Source organism: Prosthecobacter sp. (assembly GCF_044227185.1).
Taxonomy (GTDB): domain Bacteria; phylum Verrucomicrobiota; class Verrucomicrobiia; order Verrucomicrobiales; family Verrucomicrobiaceae; genus Prosthecobacter.
Genome location: NZ_JBGAFO010000002.1, coordinates 388,164 through 409,925 on the forward strand (window position 1 = coordinate 388,164; position 21,762 = coordinate 409,925).

Annotated in this window: 19 protein-coding genes; 6 read left to right on the forward strand and 13 right to left on the reverse strand. The window is 61.8% G+C overall.

Annotated elements, in window-relative coordinates:
- Nucleotides 1-88 precede the first annotated feature (88 nt).
- A complete protein-coding gene (gene smc, locus ACILSQ_RS06090; protein WP_395742696.1) occupies nucleotides 89-4,060 on the forward strand; it encodes a chromosome segregation protein SMC in 3,972 nt (1,323 codons plus the stop codon).
- Between the two features lie 288 nt (nucleotides 4,061-4,348).
- Here the strand turns inward: smc and ACILSQ_RS06095 are convergent, their stop codons facing one another.
- A complete protein-coding gene (locus ACILSQ_RS06095) occupies nucleotides 4,349-4,843 on the reverse strand; it encodes a hypothetical protein (protein WP_395742697.1) in 495 nt (164 codons plus the stop codon).
- Nucleotides 4,844-5,064: 221 nt separating this feature from the next.
- On the opposite strand from ACILSQ_RS06095, the gene ACILSQ_RS06100 reads away from it, so the two are divergent.
- Nucleotides 5,065-6,510: a hypothetical protein gene (locus ACILSQ_RS06100; protein ID WP_395742698.1), complete on the forward strand. Its 1,446-nt coding sequence runs from the start codon at nucleotides 5,065-5,067 to the stop codon at nucleotides 6,508-6,510.
- Between the two features lie 24 nt (nucleotides 6,511-6,534).
- A complete protein-coding gene (locus tag ACILSQ_RS06105; RefSeq protein ID WP_395742699.1) occupies nucleotides 6,535-7,023 on the forward strand; it encodes a putative molybdenum carrier protein in 489 nt (162 codons plus the stop codon).
- Nucleotides 7,024-7,050: 27 nt separating this feature from the next.
- Here ACILSQ_RS06105 and prmC read toward each other — a convergent pair whose 3' ends face one another.
- The 5 genes from prmC to ACILSQ_RS06130 are packed head-to-tail and all read right to left on the reverse strand — an operon-like array spanning nucleotide 7,051 to nucleotide 11,891.
- Complete coding sequence (gene prmC / locus ACILSQ_RS06110) at nucleotides 7,051-7,944, reverse strand: peptide chain release factor N(5)-glutamine methyltransferase (RefSeq protein WP_395742700.1); 894 nt, start codon at nucleotides 7,942-7,944, stop codon at nucleotides 7,051-7,053.
- Between the two features lie 23 nt (nucleotides 7,945-7,967).
- Nucleotides 7,968-8,546: a 5-formyltetrahydrofolate cyclo-ligase gene (locus tag ACILSQ_RS06115; RefSeq protein ID WP_395742701.1), complete on the reverse strand. Its 579-nt coding sequence runs from the start codon at nucleotides 8,544-8,546 to the stop codon at nucleotides 7,968-7,970.
- 54 nt (nucleotides 8,547-8,600) lie between these two features.
- Entirely contained in the window at nucleotides 8,601-9,842 is a 1,242-nt protein-coding gene (locus ACILSQ_RS06120) for a 2-oxo acid dehydrogenase subunit E2 (RefSeq protein ID WP_395742702.1), read from the reverse strand.
- Nucleotides 9,843-9,882: 40 nt separating this feature from the next.
- Nucleotides 9,883-10,848: an alpha-ketoacid dehydrogenase subunit beta gene (locus ACILSQ_RS06125; RefSeq protein ID WP_395742703.1), complete on the reverse strand. Its 966-nt coding sequence runs from the start codon at nucleotides 10,846-10,848 to the stop codon at nucleotides 9,883-9,885.
- Nucleotides 10,845-11,891: a thiamine pyrophosphate-dependent dehydrogenase E1 component subunit alpha gene (locus tag ACILSQ_RS06130; RefSeq protein WP_395742704.1), complete on the reverse strand. Its 1,047-nt coding sequence runs from the start codon at nucleotides 11,889-11,891 to the stop codon at nucleotides 10,845-10,847. The genes ACILSQ_RS06125 and ACILSQ_RS06130 overlap by 4 nt, the downstream gene beginning before the upstream one ends.
- Before the next feature lie 235 nt (nucleotides 11,892-12,126).
- On the opposite strand from ACILSQ_RS06130, the gene ACILSQ_RS06135 reads away from it, so the two are divergent.
- Together ACILSQ_RS06135 and rfaD are read left to right on the forward strand one after the other, a co-directional pair.
- Nucleotides 12,127-12,690: a hypothetical protein gene (locus ACILSQ_RS06135; RefSeq protein ID WP_395742705.1), complete on the forward strand. Its 564-nt coding sequence runs from the start codon at nucleotides 12,127-12,129 to the stop codon at nucleotides 12,688-12,690.
- Between the two features lie 588 nt (nucleotides 12,691-13,278).
- On the forward strand, nucleotides 13,279-14,283 hold the full coding sequence (rfaD, locus tag ACILSQ_RS06140) for an ADP-glyceromanno-heptose 6-epimerase (RefSeq protein WP_395742706.1): 1,005 nt from the start codon (nucleotides 13,279-13,281) through the stop codon (nucleotides 14,281-14,283).
- 91 nt (nucleotides 14,284-14,374) lie between these two features.
- On the opposite strand, the gene ACILSQ_RS06145 is transcribed toward rfaD, so the two are convergent.
- The 6 genes from ACILSQ_RS06145 to ACILSQ_RS06170 all read right to left on the reverse strand — a co-directional run bounded on the left by ACILSQ_RS06145 (nucleotide 14,375) and on the right by ACILSQ_RS06170 (nucleotide 19,136).
- A complete protein-coding gene (locus ACILSQ_RS06145) occupies nucleotides 14,375-15,898 on the reverse strand; it encodes an IS4 family transposase (protein ID WP_395742251.1) in 1,524 nt (507 codons plus the stop codon).
- Nucleotides 15,899-16,213: 315 nt separating this feature from the next.
- Nucleotides 16,214-16,651 (reverse strand): DUF440 family protein, encoded by a 438-nt coding sequence (locus ACILSQ_RS06150; protein WP_395742707.1) that lies wholly within the window; start codon nucleotides 16,649-16,651, stop codon nucleotides 16,214-16,216.
- A gap of 360 nt (nucleotides 16,652-17,011) precedes the next feature.
- Nucleotides 17,012-17,245, reverse strand: coding sequence for a hypothetical protein (locus ACILSQ_RS06155; protein ID WP_395742708.1), 234 nt, complete (start codon nucleotides 17,243-17,245; stop codon nucleotides 17,012-17,014).
- Nucleotides 17,246-17,338: 93 nt separating this feature from the next.
- Complete coding sequence (locus ACILSQ_RS06160; protein WP_395742709.1) at nucleotides 17,339-17,809, reverse strand: hypothetical protein; 471 nt, start codon at nucleotides 17,807-17,809, stop codon at nucleotides 17,339-17,341.
- Complete coding sequence (locus tag ACILSQ_RS06165) at nucleotides 17,806-18,654, reverse strand: hypothetical protein (RefSeq protein WP_395742710.1); 849 nt, start codon at nucleotides 18,652-18,654, stop codon at nucleotides 17,806-17,808. The genes ACILSQ_RS06160 and ACILSQ_RS06165 overlap by 4 nt, the downstream gene beginning before the upstream one ends.
- A gap of 5 nt (nucleotides 18,655-18,659) precedes the next feature.
- Nucleotides 18,660-19,136, reverse strand: coding sequence for a hypothetical protein (locus ACILSQ_RS06170; protein WP_395742711.1), 477 nt, complete (start codon nucleotides 19,134-19,136; stop codon nucleotides 18,660-18,662).
- 84 nt (nucleotides 19,137-19,220) lie between these two features.
- On the opposite strand from ACILSQ_RS06170, the gene ACILSQ_RS06175 reads away from it, so the two are divergent.
- A complete protein-coding gene (locus tag ACILSQ_RS06175) occupies nucleotides 19,221-20,231 on the forward strand; it encodes a tetratricopeptide repeat protein (RefSeq protein ID WP_395742712.1) in 1,011 nt (336 codons plus the stop codon).
- 372 nt (nucleotides 20,232-20,603) lie between these two features.
- Here the strand turns inward: ACILSQ_RS06175 and ACILSQ_RS06180 are convergent, their stop codons facing one another.
- Complete coding sequence (locus tag ACILSQ_RS06180; protein WP_395742713.1) at nucleotides 20,604-21,755, reverse strand: IS4 family transposase; 1,152 nt, start codon at nucleotides 21,753-21,755, stop codon at nucleotides 20,604-20,606.
- Nucleotides 21,756-21,762: the final 7 nt, after the last annotated feature.

Sequence of the window (21,762 nt, forward strand, 5' to 3'; positions counted from 1 at the left end):
GAATGGTTCAGTCCACCCCGGCACACAGTTTGGCACACATTCTGAAGCCATTCGTCATTCCTCATTCTGGTTTCGTCATTTCCCTTTTATGTATCTCAAGAGCCTCACCCTCCACGGCTTCAAGTCCTTCGCCGACAAGACTCATTTTGAGTTTCACAAAGGCGTCACCGGTATCGTGGGTCCAAACGGCTGCGGCAAGTCGAACGTGGTGGATGCGATCCGCTGGGTGCTGGGGGAAACCTCCGCCAAGGCTCTGCGTGGCGATGAAATGGCCGACGTCATTTTCAACGGCACTGACAAGCGCAAGCCTGTGGGTCTGGCCGAAGTCACGCTCACCATGGCGGACTGCGAGCAGTCGCTGAACGTGGATTTCAATGAAGTCGCACTGACCCGCCGTGTGTTCCGCGACGGCCGCAGCGAGTACCGCCTGAACAACACCGTCTGCCGTCTCAAGGACATCCATGACCTCATTGCAGGCACCGGCATCGGCCGCGCCGCCTACTCCATCATGGCGCAGGGCCAGATCGACATGCTGCTGAGCTCCAAGCCGGAAGACCGTCGTACCGTTTTCGAAGAAGCCGCGGGCATCACCAAGTTCAAATCGCAGAAGCGTGAAGCGCTGCGCAAGCTGGAATACACCGAGGCCAACCTGCTGCGCGTGGCGGACATCATCGCCGAAGTGAAACGCCAGATGGGCACGCTGCAGCGCCAGGCCGCCAAGGCACGCCGCTACCAGGCGCTGCTGGAAGACACCCGCCTGCTGGACACCCACCTCGCGCACAAGCAGTACACCGAATTCGCCGGCGAAAAATCCGAGGCTGAAAACCAGGTGCGCATGATGGCGAACCAGATCGAGCAGCTTCAGGGCAAGCTGCAGGTGGCCGAGACGGAAGCCGCGCAGACCCGCGAGGCCTACCACGCGCTGGAGTCGCAGATCAGCCAGGCACGCCAGCAGGCGCAGGAGCTGCGCTCGCAGATGCAGAGCGCGCAGAGCCGCATTGGCTTCAACCGTGAGCGCACCGAGGAGCTGGAAGGCCGCCTGCGTCAGAACGAGGAGCAGATCGCCGCGAATGAGGAGCTGCTCGATCAGGCGCGTCGTGATCTTGCCAGCGCCGATGAGCAGCTTCTGGCCATCACCGACAATATTCAGACACGCCAGCTCGCGGTGAACGAGCACGCCGGCCTGCACCAGAACATCCTGCCTGAGCGCAATCGTCTGGAAAGCGACCGCCGTGCGATCCGTGAGTCCATCCGCCAGTTTGAAGGGCAGATCGCCGCCAGCGAGGCGCGTGCGCAGTCCCTGGGCAATCAGATCTCCGGCGACCGCCAGCGCCACGAAGCCCTGGCGCATGACCGCATGACCGCGCAGCAGGCGCGTGAGACGAGCCAGATCGAATTCGACGAACTGCAGCGCAACATCCAGGAGCTGGAGGAGACCCGCAATCAGCTCGACGAAAAGGCCAAGGACTGCGCCCGTGAGATCATCGAACGCCGCCGGCAGCGCGATGCGATGAACAACGAGCTCAACGAGCTCCAGCGCAGCCTGACCCAGCGCAAGTCACGCCTCGAAATCATCGAACAGCTTCTTCAGAAGGGTGAAGGCCTCTCCGCCGGCACGCAGAAGGTCATCAGCGGACTCGACAACCCGGAGGTTTACTCCGTGGGTGTGCGCGGCCTGCTGGCCTCCAGCATTGAAGTGGAGCCCGATTTCATCACGCCCATCGAAGCCGCCCTGAAAGACCATCTGCAGGCCGTGCTGCTCACCGAGAGCGAACTGGCTGCGCAGATCATCGACCGCCTCACGGATCACAAGATGGGCCGCGCCGCACTCGTGCCGCATGACTTCTGCAATCTGCGTCGTGCCTCTGACCGCGAACTGCTTCCCGCCGGCGCCGTCGCCTGGGCCACGGACAAGGTGCGCGTGAAGACCGGCGTGCAGGGCCTGCTGGACCACCTGCTGCACAACGTCGTCATCGTGGACGATCTGCACACCGCCCTGCGCATGAAGCGCGAGATGCCGCACCTCGCCATCGCGACGATGCGCGGCGAGTTCATCACGCATGACGGCATCATCACCGGTGGCGCCACGAAGGAGGAGGGCTCCTCCACCCTGCGCCGTGAAGCCGAGGTGCGCCAGCTCCGCACGGAGGTGGAGGCCCTCGAATACCAGTTCATGGAGAAGGAAGACGCGGTGAACACAGTCACCGCGCAGCTTGAAGAAATGCAGCGTGAGGAAGTCTCCCTGCGTGAGCAGTCCCAGCGTGCGCGCGAAGGCTTCTCGCAGTTCCAGGGGAAGATCAGCGTGGTGCAGCGTGCCCTGCAGCAGGCCACCGCCAAGCTCGAAAGCGTCGAGTGGGATCAGAACCAGATCCAGGAGCGCATCAGCGGCTCCGAAAGCCAGATCCAGCAGCTCCGCGAGGCTGTGGCCATCGCGCAGGAGCAGCTCGAAACCTCCCGCGTTCGCGAAGCCGAGCTGGAGCTTGAAATGGAGTCCTTCCTGCGCCGCGAACTCGAATCCAGCGAGCGCCTCAACGAGCTGCGCACCGCGCTCGCTCTTGAGCAAAGCGCCCTGCATTCCATCGAACGCCAGAAAGCCCCGCTGGCCATGCGCCTGCAGGAGCTGCAGGCGGGCATCAACCGTTTCGCCGAGGAGATGAACACCTGGCGCATGCGCATCCAGCAGAGCGAGGCGGAGAACGCCCGCTTCCAGGAGCAGATCGAGTCCCAGCGCGGCACCATCGAGGCCATTGAAGAACATCTTCAGTCCAAGACCGAAGAACGTGCCGGACTGTTTGAGCAGGTCAGCCAGCTCGAAGCACAGCTCACGCAGCTTCGGCAGAGCTTCAACGGCCTCAACGAATCGCGCAACCGCGCGGAAGTCGCGCTCACCCGCGTGGACCTGCGCCTCGAAAATCTCATCAACCAGGTGCAGGAGCGCTACAGCTTCCACATCGAAGCCTTTGAGCCTGACTACCACGTGCTGATGGTCACTATCGAGGAGCAGAAGAAGAACCGCAACCGCGGCAAAAAAGGCGCGGCCAGCACCGCGGAAAGCAGCACGGCGGATGAAGGTGCCGAGGCGACTGTGGAAGCCTCGGAAGCTGCCGAGGAAGAAGAGTCCGCCCCGCAGGTCCGCGCCGTCTCCAATCGCGATGATGACGCGGTGGACATCGACGACGTCGTCGTTCCCGGCCAGGAAGCCGAGCCCGACTGGGCCTTCGTCATGGAAGTGGTCTATGAGCTGCGCCAGAAGCTTGAGGGCATCGGCCCTGTGAACCTCGACGCCATCCAGGAGTTCGAAGAACTCGAAGAACGTCACAACTTCCTCGACACCCAGCACAACGACCTCGTCAAATCCAAGGACGAGCTGCTGCAGGTCATCGCCAAGATCAACGAGACCACGAAGACCATGTTTGTGGAAACGTTTGAGCAGGTGCGCGGCTTCTTTAACAACAACTTCCGCGAGCTCTTCGGCCCCGCCGCCAAAGCCGACCTCATGCTCGTGGACGAAAACGATCCGCTCGAGTCCGGCATCGAAATCATCGCCAAGCCCCCGGGCAAAAAGCTGCAGACCATCAGCCTCCTCTCCGGTGGCGAGCGCAGCATGACCGCCGTGGCCCTGCTCTTCTCCATTTACCAGGTGAAGCCCAGCCCCTTCTGCGTGCTGGACGAGCTCGATGCCCCGCTGGACGAAACGAACATCGGCCGCTTCCTCAAGATGCTGGACAGCTTCATCGACAACTCCCAGTTCATCATCGTGACGCACAACAAGCGCACCATGAGCCGCGCCGATGTGATCTACGGCGTGACCATGCAGGAGTTCGGCGTCAGCAAGCCGGTGGGCGTCCGCATGACCACAGAGGACACCCGCACCCTGGAAAAATCCGCCCAGGAACTGGCCCTCGAAGCTCCCAACCAGCCCAAGCGCCGGAAGAAGGCCGAAGGCGATTCTGAAGGAGATTCCGAGTCCATCCCCGTCCACGAAGACCTCGACGAAGAACAGGCCCGCCTGACCGCCATCGAGGAACAGGAGGAACAGACGCCAGCGGCGCTGGTGTAAAAGAGTACTCGCGAGCTTTAGCTCGCTCCGGACAACGCCCCCTTAGATCAAAAAATCCTCAAGCACCCAAGGCGTTCCGCCGAAGCCGAATCGTCCTCGTCCTCCTACTCGAACTCGTCCTCGATCCTGCCACTCCGCAATCGCACAGAACGACGCGCCCCACTACTCCCCGCAGGCAGTCCATTCAACGCTCGATCCCCAGCTTTCCGCACGCACCGCACACGGAGCGTGCGGACCACTTCACGCGGCACCGGCTCGCCGCCGCTGGGCTCGGAGCCCCCGCCTAGACTAACCTGGCGCACCATCTTGACCATCTCTTGACTCCTTGACCTCCGGCTCTGTCTCTTCCTCAAACTTCTCCTTCCACATCTCCTCATACTTCTCCCGCAGCTCCCCATCCCCGACCCGCTGCGCCAGTTCGATCACTTCCAGATACGCATCCCGTTCCTCGGGGTAATAAAACAGGATCTTCTCATACTCCTGCACCGCCGCGTCCACCTTGCGCTCCTGGCTGTACTTGCGCGCCAGCACATAGGAAAGCGGCGGCTTCGCGAATTCCTCATCTGGATAAAACAACGCCGCAAACGGCCGCGCGATCCACTCGGCCAGCTTCACGGCCGTCTCTGGCGCGATGATCAGCACGAAGGTCACAAACATCAACGCACTGCCAATCACCGGAAACGCCGCACCAATGCCGCCCATTTTCAGCGCCGCGGACATCAGCCACGCACTCAAGAGAAGTACGATTCCAGCCAGGATCCAGCGCGCTTTCTGCCAGTTCATGCGGACGTGTAACTGAAGCGACCCGGGAGTCAAGCCACCCAGCGCCGTATTGCAGTCCCGCGTTCGCTTCGCGGCTGCGCAGCAGGCGGTCCGGAAGTTCCGCCACATCCACCACCCCCGGATTCACGCGGCAACTTGAAACTTGAGACCTAAAACTTGAAACAACGCGCTAGGATCGAGGACGAGTTCGAGTAAGAGGACGAGGACGATTTTTTGCCGCCATGACCTTCACCATCGATTCCTTCCACTTCCACGTGCTGCCCATGCACGCGCGATTCCCGTTCAAGTACGGCATCGCCAGCATGACCGCCCTGCCGCACCTGTTCGTGTCGGCAAATCTGGTGGTGGATGGCAAGGCCGTGAGCGGACTCGCCAGCGAAGGCCTGCCACCGAAGTGGTTCACCAAGAACCCCGACACACTCTTCGAGATCGATCTCGCCGAGATGATCGCCGTTATTCAAAACGCCTCGCGCATCGCCCGGCTCGCCGCGGAGAAACCCACCGGCTTTTTCACCTGGTGGCAGAACTTGTACACCGAGCAGTCGAGCTGGGCACGCGTCAAAGAAACCCCTTCCCTGCTCGCCAATCTCGGCGTCAGCCTCATCGAGCGCGCCGTGCTCGACGGCCTGTGCAAAGCCCTCGGCCAGCCCCTGCACGCCGTCCTGCGCTCCGACGTTCTCGGCATCGATCTAGACGCCGTGCGCGACGAACTGCGCGGCATGCGCGTGGCCGATGTCATCGCACCCACGCCCTTGTCCCACGTGCACGCCCGTCACACCGTCGGCCTCGGCGATGCCCTCAGCGATCCCGAAGGCAGCCCGGAAGACGGCCTGCCCTACACGCTGGAAGAAACCATCCGCGCCTACGACCTGCGTTATTTCAAAATCAAAGTCTGCGGCAAGCCCGAGATCGATCTGCCCCGCCTGCGCGAGATCACCCGCGTCTTCACCGCCAACTGTCCCTCCGGCTTCCACGCCACGCTCGATGGCAACGAACAGTTCTACGATCTTGCCTCCTTCCGCGAATTCTACGCCACCCTCCGCGCCGATGCCGCCCTGGCACCGCTCTTCCAAAACCTCCTCCTCATCGAGCAGCCGCTGCACCGCTCTCAGGCTCTGCACGACGATGTCGGGCAAACGCTACGCTCCTGGAATGAAGGCCCCGGCATGATCATCGATGAAAGCGACGGCTCCCTCGCCGATCTCCCCCGCGCCCTAGATCTCGGCTATCGCGGCACCAGTCACAAAAACTGCAAAGGCATCGTCAAAGGCCTGGCCAATGCCGCCCTGCTCAAAAAGCGTGCCGCTACCATTCCCGGCGGCCCCATCCTCAGCGGCGAAGACCTCGCCAATGTCGGCCCCGTCGCCCTCCTCCAAGACCTCAGCGTCATGGCTCTCCTCGGTGTCACCCACGTGGAGCGCAACGGCCACCACTACTTCCGCGGCCTCAGCATGCACTCCGCAGCCACGCAGGAGGCGGTGCTCACCACGCATGGCGGGCTGTATCATCGCCATGCCCAGGGCTTCGCAACGCTGAAGATTGAAAACGGGGACATCGATCTCCGTACCGTGAATGCGGCACCGTTTGGCTGCGGCATCACACTGGATATGAATCAATTCGAACCGCTGAATGCGTGGATCAAACGCGGCGGCATGGGGGAATTATAAGGTGGCAGGAAGAAGTCGACACACATGAGCCAAAACGAATTCAAAATCATTTCCGGAGCACAAACAGGAGTGGATCGAGCCGCACTGGATGCAGCGCTCATGTTTGGGGTGCCCTGCGGCGGCTGGGTACCAGCCGGCCGGGTGGATGAAAACGGCATCATTCCGGCGCACTACCCGGTACACGAACTCAAAGAAGGCGGCTACAAGCAGCGGACCATTCAGAATCTCTGCGATGCCGACGGCACTTTCATTTTGTACTTTGAAGAGCTGGAAGGAGGCACCGAAGAAACGCTTTTTCGCTGCATCAAGCTGCATCGTCCCTACCAGATCGTGAACGCGGCCGAAGTCAGTGCAGAAAGAGCTGCGGAAATTGCCCTGCAGTTTGTCCGCAGGCGTAACATAAGCAGCCTGAATGTGGCGGGTCCGCGTGGCAGCAAAAGACCGGAAGGCTATGCATATGGACTGGAGGTTGTTTGCAGCCTCCTCGCCAGGCTTGGGTTCAAGAAGAAGTGATGAGCCTCTGAGGCACCTCCTGCTTCTTCATTCGTTCCCTGGAGTCTCGACTTCTTCCAGCACCAGTTCTTCAGCGGCCACCACCCGCACCGGTGCCACGGCAAACACAAAGCGGTGAATGCCGGCGAGATCGGCGGCGGTGCTGGCATTCAGATAACCCAGCTCGGTGCATCGGGTGGCGACGGGCGCGCCTTGATCGTGCCCCACTTCCAGCGCAATCAACGCGCCGGTGTTGAGATGCTGGAGCGCGTCCTTGAGGAAACGTTCGACGATGCGCAGGCCATCGGGTCCGCCATCGAGAGCGAGGACGGGATCGCGCTTCACTTCGGCGCTGAGGGTGGGGATCTCGGCGGTGGGGATGTAGGGGAGATTTGCGACGATGAGATCGAAGCTGCCGGTGATTTTTTCGAAGAGATCGCTGCGGTAAAACTTCACGCTGGCTTCGAGACGCGAAGCGTTGAGGCGGGCGAGATCGAGCGCGTCTTCGCTGATGTCTGCCAGCACCACTTCACTCAGCGGCCAGGCTTTGGCGAGGCTGAGGCCGATGCAGCCGGAGCCGGTGGCCATGTCCAGCACTCGCGCGGGAGCGGTGGTGAATTTTTTCAGCACAAGCTCCACCAGTGTTTCAGTCTCGGGCCGCGGCACAAGGGCGCGGTGATCGCTCACCAGTTCATGACCGCAAAACTCCACGCTGCCGAGCAGATGCTGCAGGGGCTCCCCTTCTCCGCGGCGCTTCAGCAGCTCACGCAGGGTCACAAGGTCAGACTCGGGCACGGTTTCACCAAAGCGAAGATAGAGATCGAGCCGGCGGCAGCGCAGCACGTGGGCGAGGAGGTGCTCCATGTTCAGCCGGGCCTCGTCGATCTTGCGCTTCTCCAGATAGGCGGTGCCAGACTGGATGATTTCGAGGATGAGCTTCATGAGGGGGAAATGACAAACGCGCACTAATCAGAAGCAGGAGGCTGGATCAAGCCGGATTCGGTGATGATTTGATGGATGTGCTGGTCGTGAAACTCGGTGGTGATGTGATCCACGATCTGCAGGCCGAAGGCAATGGCGATGCGCTGGGCGCGGCAGGATGGATGGGCGAGCAGACGATCGTAATAGCCGCCGCCGCGACCGAGGCGTCTGCCATCGTGCGTGAAGGCCAGGCCGGGAACGAGGATGATGTCGAGCGCGGCGATGTCGATGATGGGGCAGTGCGGCTTTGGTTCCCAGACATTCATCTGGCCGCGATGGAGATCTTCCATGGAAGACACGAGCCGCGGCTGCAGGGCCTGATGTTCGATCTGGAAGAAGCAGGTGCGGATGCCCAGGGCGTGAAGAGCGGGCAGCAGACCGGTCACGAGCTCGGGTTCATTTTTGAGTCCGCCGAAGAGAGCCACTGTGGTGCCTGCGGGCCAGGTGGCGGCGAGATGTTCTAGATGAGATGCGATATGGACGCTGGCGTCGTGGCGCGCGGCTTCATCCATGGTGCGCAAACGCTCGCGCATGAGCTGGCGCAGGGAGGGTTTGTCGTGCATACACGTGGCGGAGTTGTGTGTCGGATTCAGCAAAAACCGCCCCTGACGTGCTTTTTAAAGCAGCTCGGGTTTTTGCAGCAATTCGGCAACTCTTTTAAGGAGGCGGCCGGCACCGCCGCCGTCGAGCACGCGGTGGTCGAAGCTGAGGGTGAGCTCGGCTTCGGTGACGGGGATGAACTGCTGCACCTCATCGCTCCAATGCGGGACCTTGCTGCCGGCGCCGAGGCCGAGGACGAGGTTCTGCTCGGGAAGAGGGATGGGGGTGGCCCAGACGATGCCGAAGGTGCCGAAATTGGTGACGGTGGCGATGCCGGGGCGTTTGACGTCATTGGGCAGGCGGCGGGCGCGGGCCTGCTCCACGAGCTTGTTGTAGGTGGGCACCAGTTTGGCGAGGGGGGTCTTTTCCACTTCGCGCAGGGTGGGGACCATGACGCCGTCCTCCACCTCCACGGCAAAGCCGATGTCGATGGCGAGGGGATGGACGATGCGGTTACCGACGAGGCGTCCGGCGAAGGCGGTGTTTTCGGAGAGGGCTAGGGCGAGGGCGCGGATGACGTAGAGGGCGGGGCCGGGCTTGGGATCCGCCTTTTTGCGATGCGCCAGAAGGGCATCCAGCATCACCGGGCTGCCCACGGTGGCGAGGGGGCGGGTCCAACTGCGGCGCATGGAGTCCGCCACGGCGATGCGCATGGGGGAGGCGGGGGTCATGCGGTGCTGCTCCAGCGCGCGGAGGAAGGCTTCGAAGTCTTCGACGGTGACACGACCGCCGGCGCCGGTGCCGGGGACGCCGGCGAGGTCGGAAGCGTTGAGGCCGAGCTCCAGCATGCGGGCGCGCATGCGGGGGGAGATGTAGCTGGCGCCGGTGGCTCCAGCGGGCACCGGCAGGCCGCCCACCACGGGCTCCACGGTGGGCTGGCGGGTGGAGATCACGTCATTGTCGCTGATCTTGAAGTGGAGGTTTTCCACTGCGGTGGATGATTCTGAGCGGGAGGCGCTGGGTGCGGCGGCGGCAGGAGTGGGATCATCCACGAGGCCCAGAGAGAGGGCGTCCTCCGCCGAGATCTCAAAGGCGGCGAGGGTGGAGCCCACGGCGTAGCTGGTCTGCGTGGTGGCGACGATCTGCCCCATCGTGCCGGCGCAGGGCGCGGTGACGGCCATGGTGGCCTTGTTGGTCTCGACTTCAAAGAGATCGCAGCCGGCCTCCACCACGCGCCCGGGCTCGACCAAGATGCGAATGATGGTGGCTTCGGCGATGGATTCGCCGAGCTGGGGCATCAGGATGGGAATGGTGCGCATGACTGGATGCTGGAAGCTAGATACTAGATGCTGGATTTAACTAATTGCGCAGCAGGCGGCGGAGGGCGGCGGCAATGGTGGAGGTGGTGGGACGGTGCGCTTTCCAGAGATTGGGATGATACGGAATGGGCGTGTCCTTGGAGTTCAGGCGCATGGGGGCTGCATCCAGGAGATGGAAGCCGTCCGCAACTACGCGGGCGATGATTTCCGCCGTGACGCCGCCCCAGGGGAAGGCCTCGCCGAGGGCGAGGAGGCGGCCGGTGCGGGCGACGGAGGCGAGGATGGTGTCCGTGTCCATGGGCTTCACGGAGCGGAGATCCACGACTTCGATCTGGTAGCCATCGAGCTGCAATTCCTCCGCGGCACGCAGGGCCTCATGCACCATGGCGCTGTAGGTGACGATGGTGGCGTGGCGGCCGGGGCGGGCGATGCGCGCCTTGCCGATGGGAAGCTCACGATCGCCGATGCTGTCCGCCTTGAGATGGTAGTAGAGGAACTTGTGCTCGCAGTAAACGACGGGGTCGTTGAGCTTCACGCTGTCCAGGAGCATCCAGTAGGCATCCTCCACGGTGGCGGGGGCCACGATGACCAGGCCGGGATAGTGAGCGTAGATGGCCTCCATGGACTGGCTGTGGAAGGGACCGCTGCCAGCCGTGCCGCCGGAAGGCATGCGGATGGTGACGGGACAGGGCACATTGGTGCGCCAGTAGAGGGTGGCGGCCTGATTGACGATCTGATTGAAGCCGACGGAGGAAAAGTCGGCAAACTGCATCTCAACGATGGGGCGGGCGCCCTCCACGGCCGCGCCGACGGCCATGCCCACCATGGCGTCTTCGCTGATGGGAGAGTCAAAGACGCGGTTGGGGAACTCCTTGCTGAGGTTCTTGGTGGCCTTGAAAGCGCCGCCGAAGGTGGCGATGTCCTGCCCGTAGAGGAAGACGGAGGGATCATTGCGCAGGGCCTCGTACTGGGCCTCCCGAATGGCTTCGAGATAGGTGATGCTCATGCCTCGTGCTGTCCCTCCACCAGCTCAGCGCAGGACAGGGCCTGCCAGTTTTCTTTGAAGGGATCAGGAGCGGGTTCTTTGGACACTTTGGAAACGGTTTGGTCAACGTTGCGGCGGACTTCCTCGTGGAGCTCCCGCAGATCCTGGGAGGACATCCAGCCGTGGTCGCGGGCGAAGTCCTCCGCCACCTGGAGGCAGTCCCGGGCGGAGGAGCCCTGGCGCTTGGCATCGGGGATGTAGGAGGCGTCATCGTGCTCGCCGTGGCCGGCGAGACGGAGGAGGGTGCCCACGATCATCTGCGGGCCGCCGCCCGCGCGGGCCCGGGTCACCGCTGCGCGGAAGGCCTTCAGGCAGGAGGCGAGATCGGTGGCATCCACCGTGACTCCCTCCACGCCGTAGCCTGCGGCGCGGTCCACGAGGTGCTCGCAGGCGTACTGGCGGCTGTTGGGGGTGGAGTAAGCGTATTGATTGTTCGCGATGCTGACGATGATGGGCAGCTTTTCCACGGCGGCCATGTTCAGGCCTTCGTGAAAGGCGCCGGTGGAGGTACCGCCATCTCCCATGCTGGTGGCGCCGATGCTGTCTCCAAGAGTACCGGACAGACGGCGGGCAAAGAGACCGCCGGCGACGACCGAGAGGAGGCTGCCGAGATGACTGATCATGGCCTGGAGACCCTCCTTTGGGCGGCCACGATGGATGTTGCCATCCCGCCCGCGCATGGGGCCGGTGATGGTGCCCAGATAGGTGCGGACGCAGTCAATGATGGGCTCGCCATAGGCGATGCGGCCGGCCTGGTCACGAATGAGGGGGCCGTAGATGTCACGGCCTTTGCGGAGCTGGACGCCGAGAGCGGCGCTGAAGGCCTCCTGGCCTTTTCCCAAATAGACCCCCCCGACAATGCGCCCGCCGGCGCGGTAGAGGGAGCCGAGCTTTTCCTCCAGCACCCGGGCCAGCAGCATGTGCTGGTAGGTGAGGAGAAATTGATCGCGAAACTCGGCCGTCAGGTCGGTTTCAGCGCAGTTGATCGGTGAAGCGAGTGCCACGAGGCATATTTGGTATCAAGGGGAGCAGTTTCGTCAATAGCGTCACCACAAGGAATCCGCCCCAGGAACAAAATTATCACATGATTTATGAGGAAGGTGGCATCCGTCCCGCTATGCCTTTGAACAAGTTTTTAAGATTTTGAGTGACAAATGCCGAGCGTTTTTGAATAATTAGTTTGAAATTTCAATAACTGCGTGCAAATTTAATAAACTGAGCTGAAATTTTTAGAGACCTATGGAATCCCTCTCTGCCACTGCCGCTGCTGATCCAGCGTTCTCAGGCTTCCAAGTGCAAAGCTATGGAAGCCTGCTGCTGCCGGATCATCCCATCCGCTTTGGGTTTCAGGTGGACATCGTTCCTGACAACTGCCCTAACAGCATTCTGTTTGGCCTGGTGAGCCGTGACCCGGCGAACGGCGGGCATGCCAAGACGACGGGTTTTGCGGTGCGGGTGGACCTGGAAATGCGGGAAGTGTGGGATGCGCTGAACGGCAGCGGTCTGGTGGGCTGGGTGGAACACCCCAAGGGCATCGCGGGATTTACGGACGAAGAGCCGCTGCTGCTGGGATGGGAGATTGAATATCATGGTCATGCGCTGATCCCCAAGCTGGTGGTGGCGGATCAGCAGTGGCTTTACCCGGCCATCCAGTGCCCGAACCCTGTGGTGATGGAGACGGTGGTCGGCTGGCAAGGCGAGTGGGAGCGTGACCCGCGCAGTACTTTTCTGCACCCGGCGCTGTGGCGCGAGCAGCTTCCGATGCACACCGCCCCGCAGCAGCCGGAGGCGATGGCGGCGTAGAGGGTGTGGAGTTTGGCAGGAAGGTCCGCGAATAAGCGCGGCAAAGCGTGTCATACCATCAACACTTGAAAACAGGTCTCCAGGGCAGGACCATGCGATGAGCGACCTTGCTCGCCTGCGCTGGAGCTGACATGCCCCAGGCGTGTGGCGGAGCGTATGGCAGACGCTTCTGGTGGGTCCCCGATGTGGCGGAATGCCCGGTTTGCTTCCCGGACCGATGCCAGCAGTACCAGGGAAGCCTCGCTCAGGCTCGGCATCCCTTCGCTATGATACGGAAGGCCGTTGGCCTTCCTTTTCAAGATGTGGACGCCAGTTTGTTTATCGTACGCGTCTCAACCGTCGGCCAAGATATCGACCGGTTTTCAACCGGTCGTGGCATCCAATCATTTCGTGGGCTTTGGAGCCATGCTGGATTCGTGAGCTGAAGGCTGGCGCAGGTCAGTGGTCTGGGCGGGCTTTGTGCGGTTCTGAGCGTGCACGAATGCCCAGACGCCGCACAGGGGACTGTGCGGACCACTTTCCTGGCGGCGCTGCGGCTGCGAGCTCCGGGCTTGAACAGGAGCGGTTTTCCCGTTACCGGACGGGCTCATGAAAAACACGGAAAGTCGCATTCTCATCACCGGCGGGGCCGGATTCATCGGCAGCGCGCTCGTTTGGGAGCTGAACCGCCGGGGCTGCGAGAACATCGTGGTGTGCGACCGGCTGAGCACGGACGAGAAGTGGAAGAACCTGGTGCCGCTGAAGTTTGCGGATTACATTGATGGCAACGATCTGCTGCAGGCGGTGCTGAACAGCCCGGGCAAGCTGGGGCGGTTTGACCACATCCTGCACCTGGGCGCGTGCTCTGCCACGACGGAGCGGGATGCGGACTACCTCATGAGGAACAACTATGAGTTTACCAAGCAGCTCTGCCAGTGGGCGCTGGCGACGCAGGCGCGGTTTGTGTATGCGTCCTCCGCGGCGACGTATGGAGACGGCGCCCATGGGATGGATGACCAGATGGCGGACATCCACGCGCTGCGGCCGCTGAACATGTATGGGTACTCGAAGCACCTCTTTGACCTGCATGCAAAGTGCGAGGGCTGGCTGCCGAAGATCGTGGGGCTGAAATACTTCAACGTCTATGGACCGAATGAGGACCACAAGGCGGACATGCGCAGCCTGGTGCACAAGGCCTGCGGGCAGATCCTGGCCACCGGGAAGGTGCAGCTTTTTAAATCTCACCGGCCTGACTACAAGCATGGCGAGCAGATGCGTGACTTTCTGTATGTGAAGGATGCGATCCGCATGACGCTGCACCTGGCTGAAACGCCGAGCGCGGGCGGGCTCTTCAACCTGGGCTCCGGCAAGGCGCATACGTGGGTGGAGCTGGCGACGGCCATTTTCAAGGCGCTGGGCAAGGAGCCGAACATTGAGTTCATCGACATGCCGGAGCATCTGCAGTCGAAGTACCAGTATTATACCTGCGCGGACATTGCGAAGCTGCGGGGCTCCGGATTTGCTGCGGAGATCACGCCGCTGGCGGAGGCGGTGCGGGATTATGTGCAGGGGTATCTGGTGCCGGAGAAGCGGCTGGGGGATGAGGTGGGGTGAGGTGAATGGCCCACTGTGCCAGGCTGTGTTTAAAACTGGTGCAAGGCGGCGAACCAAAGCGCTTTTGGAGCGCGGGCCTCCGAGCTGATCTTTACCCATAAGTTTGCCGGGGCCGAAGCCTGCGCCAGACATCGGTGATCATGTCGAGCTTGTTGAGTCCCTGCCATAGCACCTGAGCTCCTGGGTGGCCGTCGCCCTTGCGTCCCAGATGTCCACCGAGACGGGCGATGCTTTTGACCGCTGCCCCCAGGCTCATCGGCGGGGCACTGTTAGTCTTCACGGGCTTCTTTCCTTCGCTTTCATACGCCTCCAGCGCGCTGATCTCGTCTTCATCGAGCCAGTCTGTGGCCGGATCTTGCGGCCTCTGCCGCGCTCCTGCGCTCATGCCCATGATCCGGCACGCCACCAGCATGTCCAGGGCCATCATCGGCTTGAGCCGCTCCAGGCTGCGCATCTGCCGCGCCTCCACCCGGCAGCCTGTTTTGAGGATGCGGTGGAACTCCTCGATCTGCCAGCGTTTCGCATACCACCGCGCCATCTGCAGCGCCGCCTCCAGTGTATCCACCTTCAGCGTGCTCAGCAGCCGCCAGCAGATGCCTTTGCCCTGGCCTTCCGGCGCATCCTGCTCGCGCAGTTCCACGATGCTGGCCTCCACCGGCGTGTCCTTTTTCATGTACTTCGCCTGGTTCACCGGAACGGCGAGGGTCACCGCGGTGAAGCGCACGCTCAGCGTGGCCTGCCGCGCTTTCTGCCCCTGGCTGCGCGGGAGTTCCAGGGTGAGGCTGCCCGCCTGCTTGCTGTGCTCAAGGTGCTGCCATAGCTGCGCCTCCTCGTCCTTGAGGCTGCGGTTGTGCTGTGAGCGCACCAGCAGCCCGAGACCTTGCTCACGGTGCTGCTGCGCCTCCACCAGCAGTTCGTAAATGTCTGCCTCGCGGTCTCCAACGCTGACAATGAGCGGAGGCTGCGCGGGCTTGGCCTGGGATGCGGATGCCTGCGCAGGGGGCTCAAACCATTGCCGGGCCTCACGCGCCAGTGCCAGGCTCTCAAGCCAGCGTATGCTTTCCTTGGCCTCGATGGGTTCCCGGTTGCGCGCCCCCGCGCCGCGCTCCTTGCCTGGGGGCTTGCGGGCGTAGAGCTTGGCCCCCAGCAGGCCAAAGACGGCATCCTCATCGGCGGCGCTCAAAAGGGTGCTGTGGACGTGCAGCCCGGCGATGTTTGGCCGGAGCTTGTTGCTGGAGATCGAGCCGAGCCCCTCAAGCGAATCACGGGTGTTGAAGTTGCACGCCGTGGTGTCCTGGATGGCCAGCAAGACACGGCAGCCGCTGTGCTGGGCGCGGCGCAGCACCGCCTGCCGGTGGACGTCGAAGAGCAGGGTGTCGGTGAGTTCCTCCACGTCGAGCAGACGGTAGAAAGCCTTGGCCTCGGCCACGCTGCGGGAGCATTGAGGGATGGATTTGCCTGGAGAGTTGAGCATTTGGCTGAAGACCTTGACCATGCGCCGGTTGCTGCGCGCGTCACCCAATTGAATGGAGCCCAGCTCCTCTGCCGCCCACCGGGCGTTGGTTTGGACGGCATTGGAGAGACCGGGCAGCGTGCGAGTGGAGGATGTGGACACCCGCCCGAAGATACCCCTCACAGCGGGGGTACAATTTTTATCTTCAACTTTGTGGGTAAAGGTCAGCCTCCGAGCCCGCAGCACTCCGCTGCATGCAGCAGTTCGGCTTCTCCCTTTCAGTTTCTCACAGATACTCCGCTGGCGCTGCTCAGCATACTCGTGCTTGCCACGTGGCTGTAGCGACAGACCGGCCTGCAGGTGTTTGCGACCTGCTGCGGGCTCGGAGGCCCGCGCTCCATGGGCTGCATGCGCTGCGATCGTTCAGCGGGTTTCCAAACACCGCCCAGGCCTTGAATTCCTGACTCGATCAGTACCTCACTCGAAGTAGGGACCGGTATAGGGCGGGACGACGGGCCGCCAGATGAAATGCACGGTGGTCGTGGAACGATCCCGGGGAACGAGCATCCGCACGAACACTTTTTCGACGTAAGGGCACTTGTGGGACCGCTGATAGATTTCAATGCCATACCAAGCTTTCTTATCAGGTCTGGCACCGAGAATTTTTGTCCATTCATCTTCATCGTCATCGCGAACAGAGCCAGATCCGACAGATGAGTGCGCTCGCACTTCCTCGATTTCTTCAGGACTGAGATGATCGGCAACCACAGATCGAAACGCTGCTTTCGCCAGGTCAAGCGCCTCATCCATCGTTCTGCGTTTATACTGATGGGGAACGGAAGTGCTCATGTGTTTTGCTGAATGTTTTTCACCTTCGGCTGCCAAGGTACCTGAACCGAATTGAAGCACGAACATCGAAAGCAGGATGCTGTGAAATCATACGGCCAGGTCATGGTCGGAGAGCTGAAAGACGGAACTGGTCGGTGTGGGCGGGAAGAAGGTCTTCCATCTGGTCCGTAAACTGGTGATACCATGCAGCGACGGCCTCACATCCCTTCGGCGGATGCGCCCACCAACTGAACTCCAATGACTGGCTGGAACTTTGCCGTCGAAAACCGAATGTGACGCCGTCTGTGCCAATGCTGGAGGCAGCATCAAAAGCCGGCACGGAAAGCTTGGACAACTCATCCAGTGCGGATGAAACCAAGCCCGCGGGACATGCGGCGTCCGCTCCGTAAGTGGTCGGGAATGCGAGGTTCAAGCCGAGGTGTTTGCCTAATGGTCCGCAATGAAATCCCAGCGAACACGCCGCACCATGAAAGAGGAGTCAGGCTGTCTGTAGAGGGTCCAGCTCATGATCGGATGAAAAGAGGGCTGGATGTAGAGATGAAAGACCGTGTTCCAAGGGTCCTGCACCCGGAGAGAGGGATAGCTGGAAGGATCGCAGAGCCATTCAATGGCCTGGCACTGGTCGGAGCTTGTGTAGTATTTCTTCAGTTTCTCCAGCATGGCTCGTATTGTTGCGAAATTTGACGGACATCGAGGATTCAGCAACTGCTTAGCACCGTTATGCCTTGCAGCTGCAGGCTGTTCACGATTTTTTCAACGCAGCCGTTCAGATGTCAAAATGGCCTCCTGCTCCAGGGGCGAATTGAGGTAGCCGAGGGTGAGGCATTCGTGGAGATACTGGCGGAGGAAGGCGGAGATGCTGCCGAGGCGCTCGTACTGCGCGGTGTGGACGAGTTCGTGGGCGACGAGGAAGCGGTCGCCGTCGCAATCGCTGCGGATGAAGATGCCGTAGCGGAGGGTGAGACCGGCGGTGAAGGGACTGATGAGTTCGGTGGCCTCTCCGGCGGCGCGCAGGATGGGGTGCTGCGGCGTGGGGATGGTGGGGACCGTGAGAAGGCGGACGCGTTCGGGGTGGGCAACGCCGATCTGACGAGCGTCGGATGACTGGGAGGGAGAAAGAGGAATGCCCGTGGCGAGAATATGGGCTTCCTGCTGCTCTGCCCAGGCTGCGGCGAGGGGCAGGAGTTCTTCGAACTGCTGGGATGTGAGGGGACTATGGTTCATGAGATGCTGCGCTTCGTCCATAGCCACTTCCGGCAGCAGGGGCATTTTTCGTAGCGTTCAGTGCCGAAGTTGATGGCGAGGATGGAGGGCTCGAAGTCGGTGGAGCATGCGGGGCAGTGGCGGAGGCCGTAGAGGAGGCGGGGGAGGGATTGACGCGTGGAGGTGTAGTGGATGAGCAGGACCACGGCTGCGATGAGGAGGACGATGAGCCACAGGCCCACGATGACCTCCCAGGTGGTGCGGCCGAGGCCGCCGACGTTCCAGGCCATGAGGGAGAGCGGGAAGTTCGCGGCCCAATGGGCGGCCGTGGCTCCGAGCAGCCCCAGCCAGAGGCGGCGGCGCAAACGGGAGAGGGCGATGGCCACGAAGGCGCTGTGAAACACGCAGGTCATGAGGCGCTCGCTGATGTAACCGCCGAACTGATAAAATGGCAGCTTTGCCAAAGCGGGCTGGTGGGAGACACGCTCGGCAATGAACGCCATTTCCCCCAGCGCGAAGCCGAGGCCGATGGCGAGGGCGTAGCGGACGAAGTTCTCAGGGCGTATGTCGCGGAAGATGGCGGGGACGAGCAGGACGAGGAGCTTGGCGGGCTCTTCGGTGAGGGGGGCGTAGAGCGAAGCCAGGCACTGATAGGTGAAGGATTTTCGTGTCAGCCATGCGGCAAGCCAGTGATCCAGCGGCAGGCGCAGGAGGTAGAAGGCGAGGGGCTGGAGCGGCAGGGAGATGAGGACAGCGGCGAGGAGGAGGCGGCCCCTGGCGGGCTGGCGCCATTTGCCAATGAGCGTGCCAAAGCCTGCGATGGCGAGGAGGCTGGTGAGGAGTGCGGCGGTGTAGATGCCGGGCATTGGCTTCACTGGTGATACTGCGACTCGCAGTGTGCGAAATAGTGCACGCTGTTTTCAGGCCCCTCGTGGAGGAATCTCAGAACCTTGTTTAATGGCAAAATCATGCCATCAGGCTTTCGCACCAGCAGAGCACAGGTACCCAATGCTCGCTCGGGGAGCAGGTTCTGCATCTGCGGATGAGACGGCATGTAGTCGTCATAGTCGATCCAATCGTAGCTTGCGGGCCAGGTCATGCGGATGCACTCACCCATGTATCCGCCGCAGCGAAGGACGAGATTGTTGTATTCCGATTCGGTCAGATGCTCCAGGTTGGCCTGGACAAATGCGAGGTAATCGTCAACGACCTTCAAGGAGTCGATCGAACCGTCCAGTGCTGAGCGATCAAGACTTTCTGCGAAGGGGATATCCTCTTCAACAGGCAGGCGTCCGAGAAACATGAGGGCAAACTCCCGGAAGGTTGAGTTCATTTCATCTGTTGTCATAAAGAGGAGGCACTGCGGCCACCGGCCGAGGCAGGAGAGTTTAATATCATTGACTGCGGATGCGATGCCAGCATAAAACAGTGCATGAAAACACGCGTCCGAATGTTGCTGGTGGCTGGAATGCTGGTGCTCTCAACTGCGACGGTGCTGGCGTGCATCTGGGATACCGACACGCTGGCGGCTGAGAACGCGCGGCTGCCAGGGGTGGCGGAGCTGATCACCGGGCAGTTTCCCAGGCATTCGCAGACGTTTCATGAATGGCGCAGAGACCGGTGCAAGAAGCTGATCGGAAGCGGTGCGGCCAATGTGAGCACGTATGATGACCTGGCCGTGTCTCTGCACAAGCTGGGCGACCACAAGACGGCGATCCAGATCATGGAGGCGAAGGAACTGCTGTTTCCCGGCTTGTATGAGACCCGCTCCAACCTGGGCACCTTTTACATCTACACAGGACAGCTGGATGAAGCGCTGAAGTACATCCGCCAGGCGCTGGCGATCAATGCCAATGCGCACTTTGGCCGGGAGAAATATCAGCAGTGGCTGGTGGAGTGGATTCAGGAGCGGGAGAAGGCAAAGCCAGAGCACACAAAAGATGACGTCTCCGCCGACTATGCGCGGGCGATGGGAAAACCGGCCGGATTTGCGGACTTTGTGGCACGCAAAGAACATGGGATCAAGCACGGTGCGGGCGAAGCGAAGCTCACGCTGCGCCAACTGGATGATGCCATCCATGGCGTGTCCGGGATGATGCGCTTTGCCGACTATGACAATCCCCTGCTGCTGGAAGCGATGGGCGATCTTCTGCTGGCCGGGGACCTAAAGACCAATGCGGCCCAGCTGGCCTGCATCTCTTATCTGCATGCGTCCATGAAAGCGAAGAGCGATGCCGAAAAGGAGCGGCTGATTTCGCTGGCCACCTCTGCAGGGCTTGTGACCCTCGATTTCAAACTGGAGCGCTACCAGAAGCGTCTCCAGACAGACCTCGCCAAAGGCCAGAAGCTGTTCCAGCAGGTCAACCAGGACGAAACGGCCTGGATCGCAGCCGGCAAGGATGCGGGCGCGGAGTTTCAGAAGAAGTATCTGGCTTCCAAATGAGGCGGGCGGGTCGAGGAACTGCCGGGGTGGGAGATTGGGTGGAGGCAGATTTCAAGACTGCCTTTCGATTTCACCGAGTTTGAATGTGGCAAGCTTTTGAAAGCGTTGAAACTCGGTCTGAGTCAGGCAGGCAAAGAATGCGCTCTGCCCGAAGTCCGTGTGGTTTGAGTAGATGCGAAAGGGCGAGATGCCAGGAATGAATGGCGCTTGGTTAAGGATGTTTATGGTGGTTTGCGGTGCTGTTGTGCGCAGGCGTGCAGCGGAGTGTCTTGCAGACGCTGCTGGCACCCGGCAGGCACCAGCGAAGCGATGGGTTTGCTTCCCGGTTTGCTTGCGGTAACCCAGGGGAGCACTCGCCAAGGCTCAATGCCGTTAAGCAATCTTGATGACTTCATATTGCGGAGCGGTGGACACGGAGGTGGGCGAGAGCATGCGCGGCCAGTCCTTCACGGTCTGACGCACCTTGCGCTGACAACTTCGGGGGCGTCTTGGGGACAGCGCAAAGGCGGCGATTTGAGCCCGCACGCGCCGCGTCAGCTCGGCTTGAGCGGCCTGATCCATCAGACCCTGGGCCGAACTGAGCACCAGCCATAGCGCCTGGGTGTGCTCAAGACAGATGCTCAGGCTGATGCGCACCGCTCCGGCGGCCTGCACCTCGCCCCCGGCCTCTGCGGCCACCGCCAGGCGCTCCTCGGCCACCAGCGCGCACGCCATGAGCAGCGCCGCGATCTCCTGCTGCGCGGTCTCAGGGGTGTGGCTTTGCAGCAGCCCGCTGCGCGCCACCTGCAGCTTGAGCTCATGATAAAACACCTCCTGCTCCCAGCGCCTCGCATAAAGTTCGAGAACCTCCCGCGCCCCGGCCTGCTCCACGCCCAGGCTGGTCCACAGCCGCACCTCCACCCACTTGCCCTGCGTGCGGCTCCACACGCGTCCGCGCACTTCGCGCACCACCATCGTTTTGAGCACCTTGCGCCACTTGACCTTGTCACAGAGGCGCACCTCCACCATGGCAGAGCCGTCGCCCAGCGGCGCGCGCACCCCGGCCGCGAGCTTGTCTTTGACTCGCACCAGATAGTGCTGCGATCTGGCTGTGTCGCACTGCTGCTGCAGCACGTCGAGCACGGATGCATACCCATAGAGGCGGTCAAGGATCAGCAGGCTGTGCTGCGGCAGGGCCGCCAGCAGCGGCAGGCTCAGCGCCATCTCGCTTTCCCCGTCAAGCCCCAGCGTGGCGTGCAGCGGCGCATGGGTGCCCAGCTCCACGAGTGCCGCCATGCGGATGTGGGCGAAGGCGGCGCTGCCGCTGCGTGTCTGCATCTTGGTCATGCGCGCAAGATGCTGCGCAGTGTTGGTCACGCTCCAGCGTGTGCCGTCGATGCCCATGAGGCGCAGCCCCTGGAAAAAGCAGGCTGCATGCACGCTCACATCGGCCAGCGGCCGCAAGGTCTCACGCATGATGAGCAGGAAGATGTCCTCGCCAAGCTGCTGGCGGCGCTGGCTGAGGGCGGAGTCACTGAGTGTCATGCCGAAA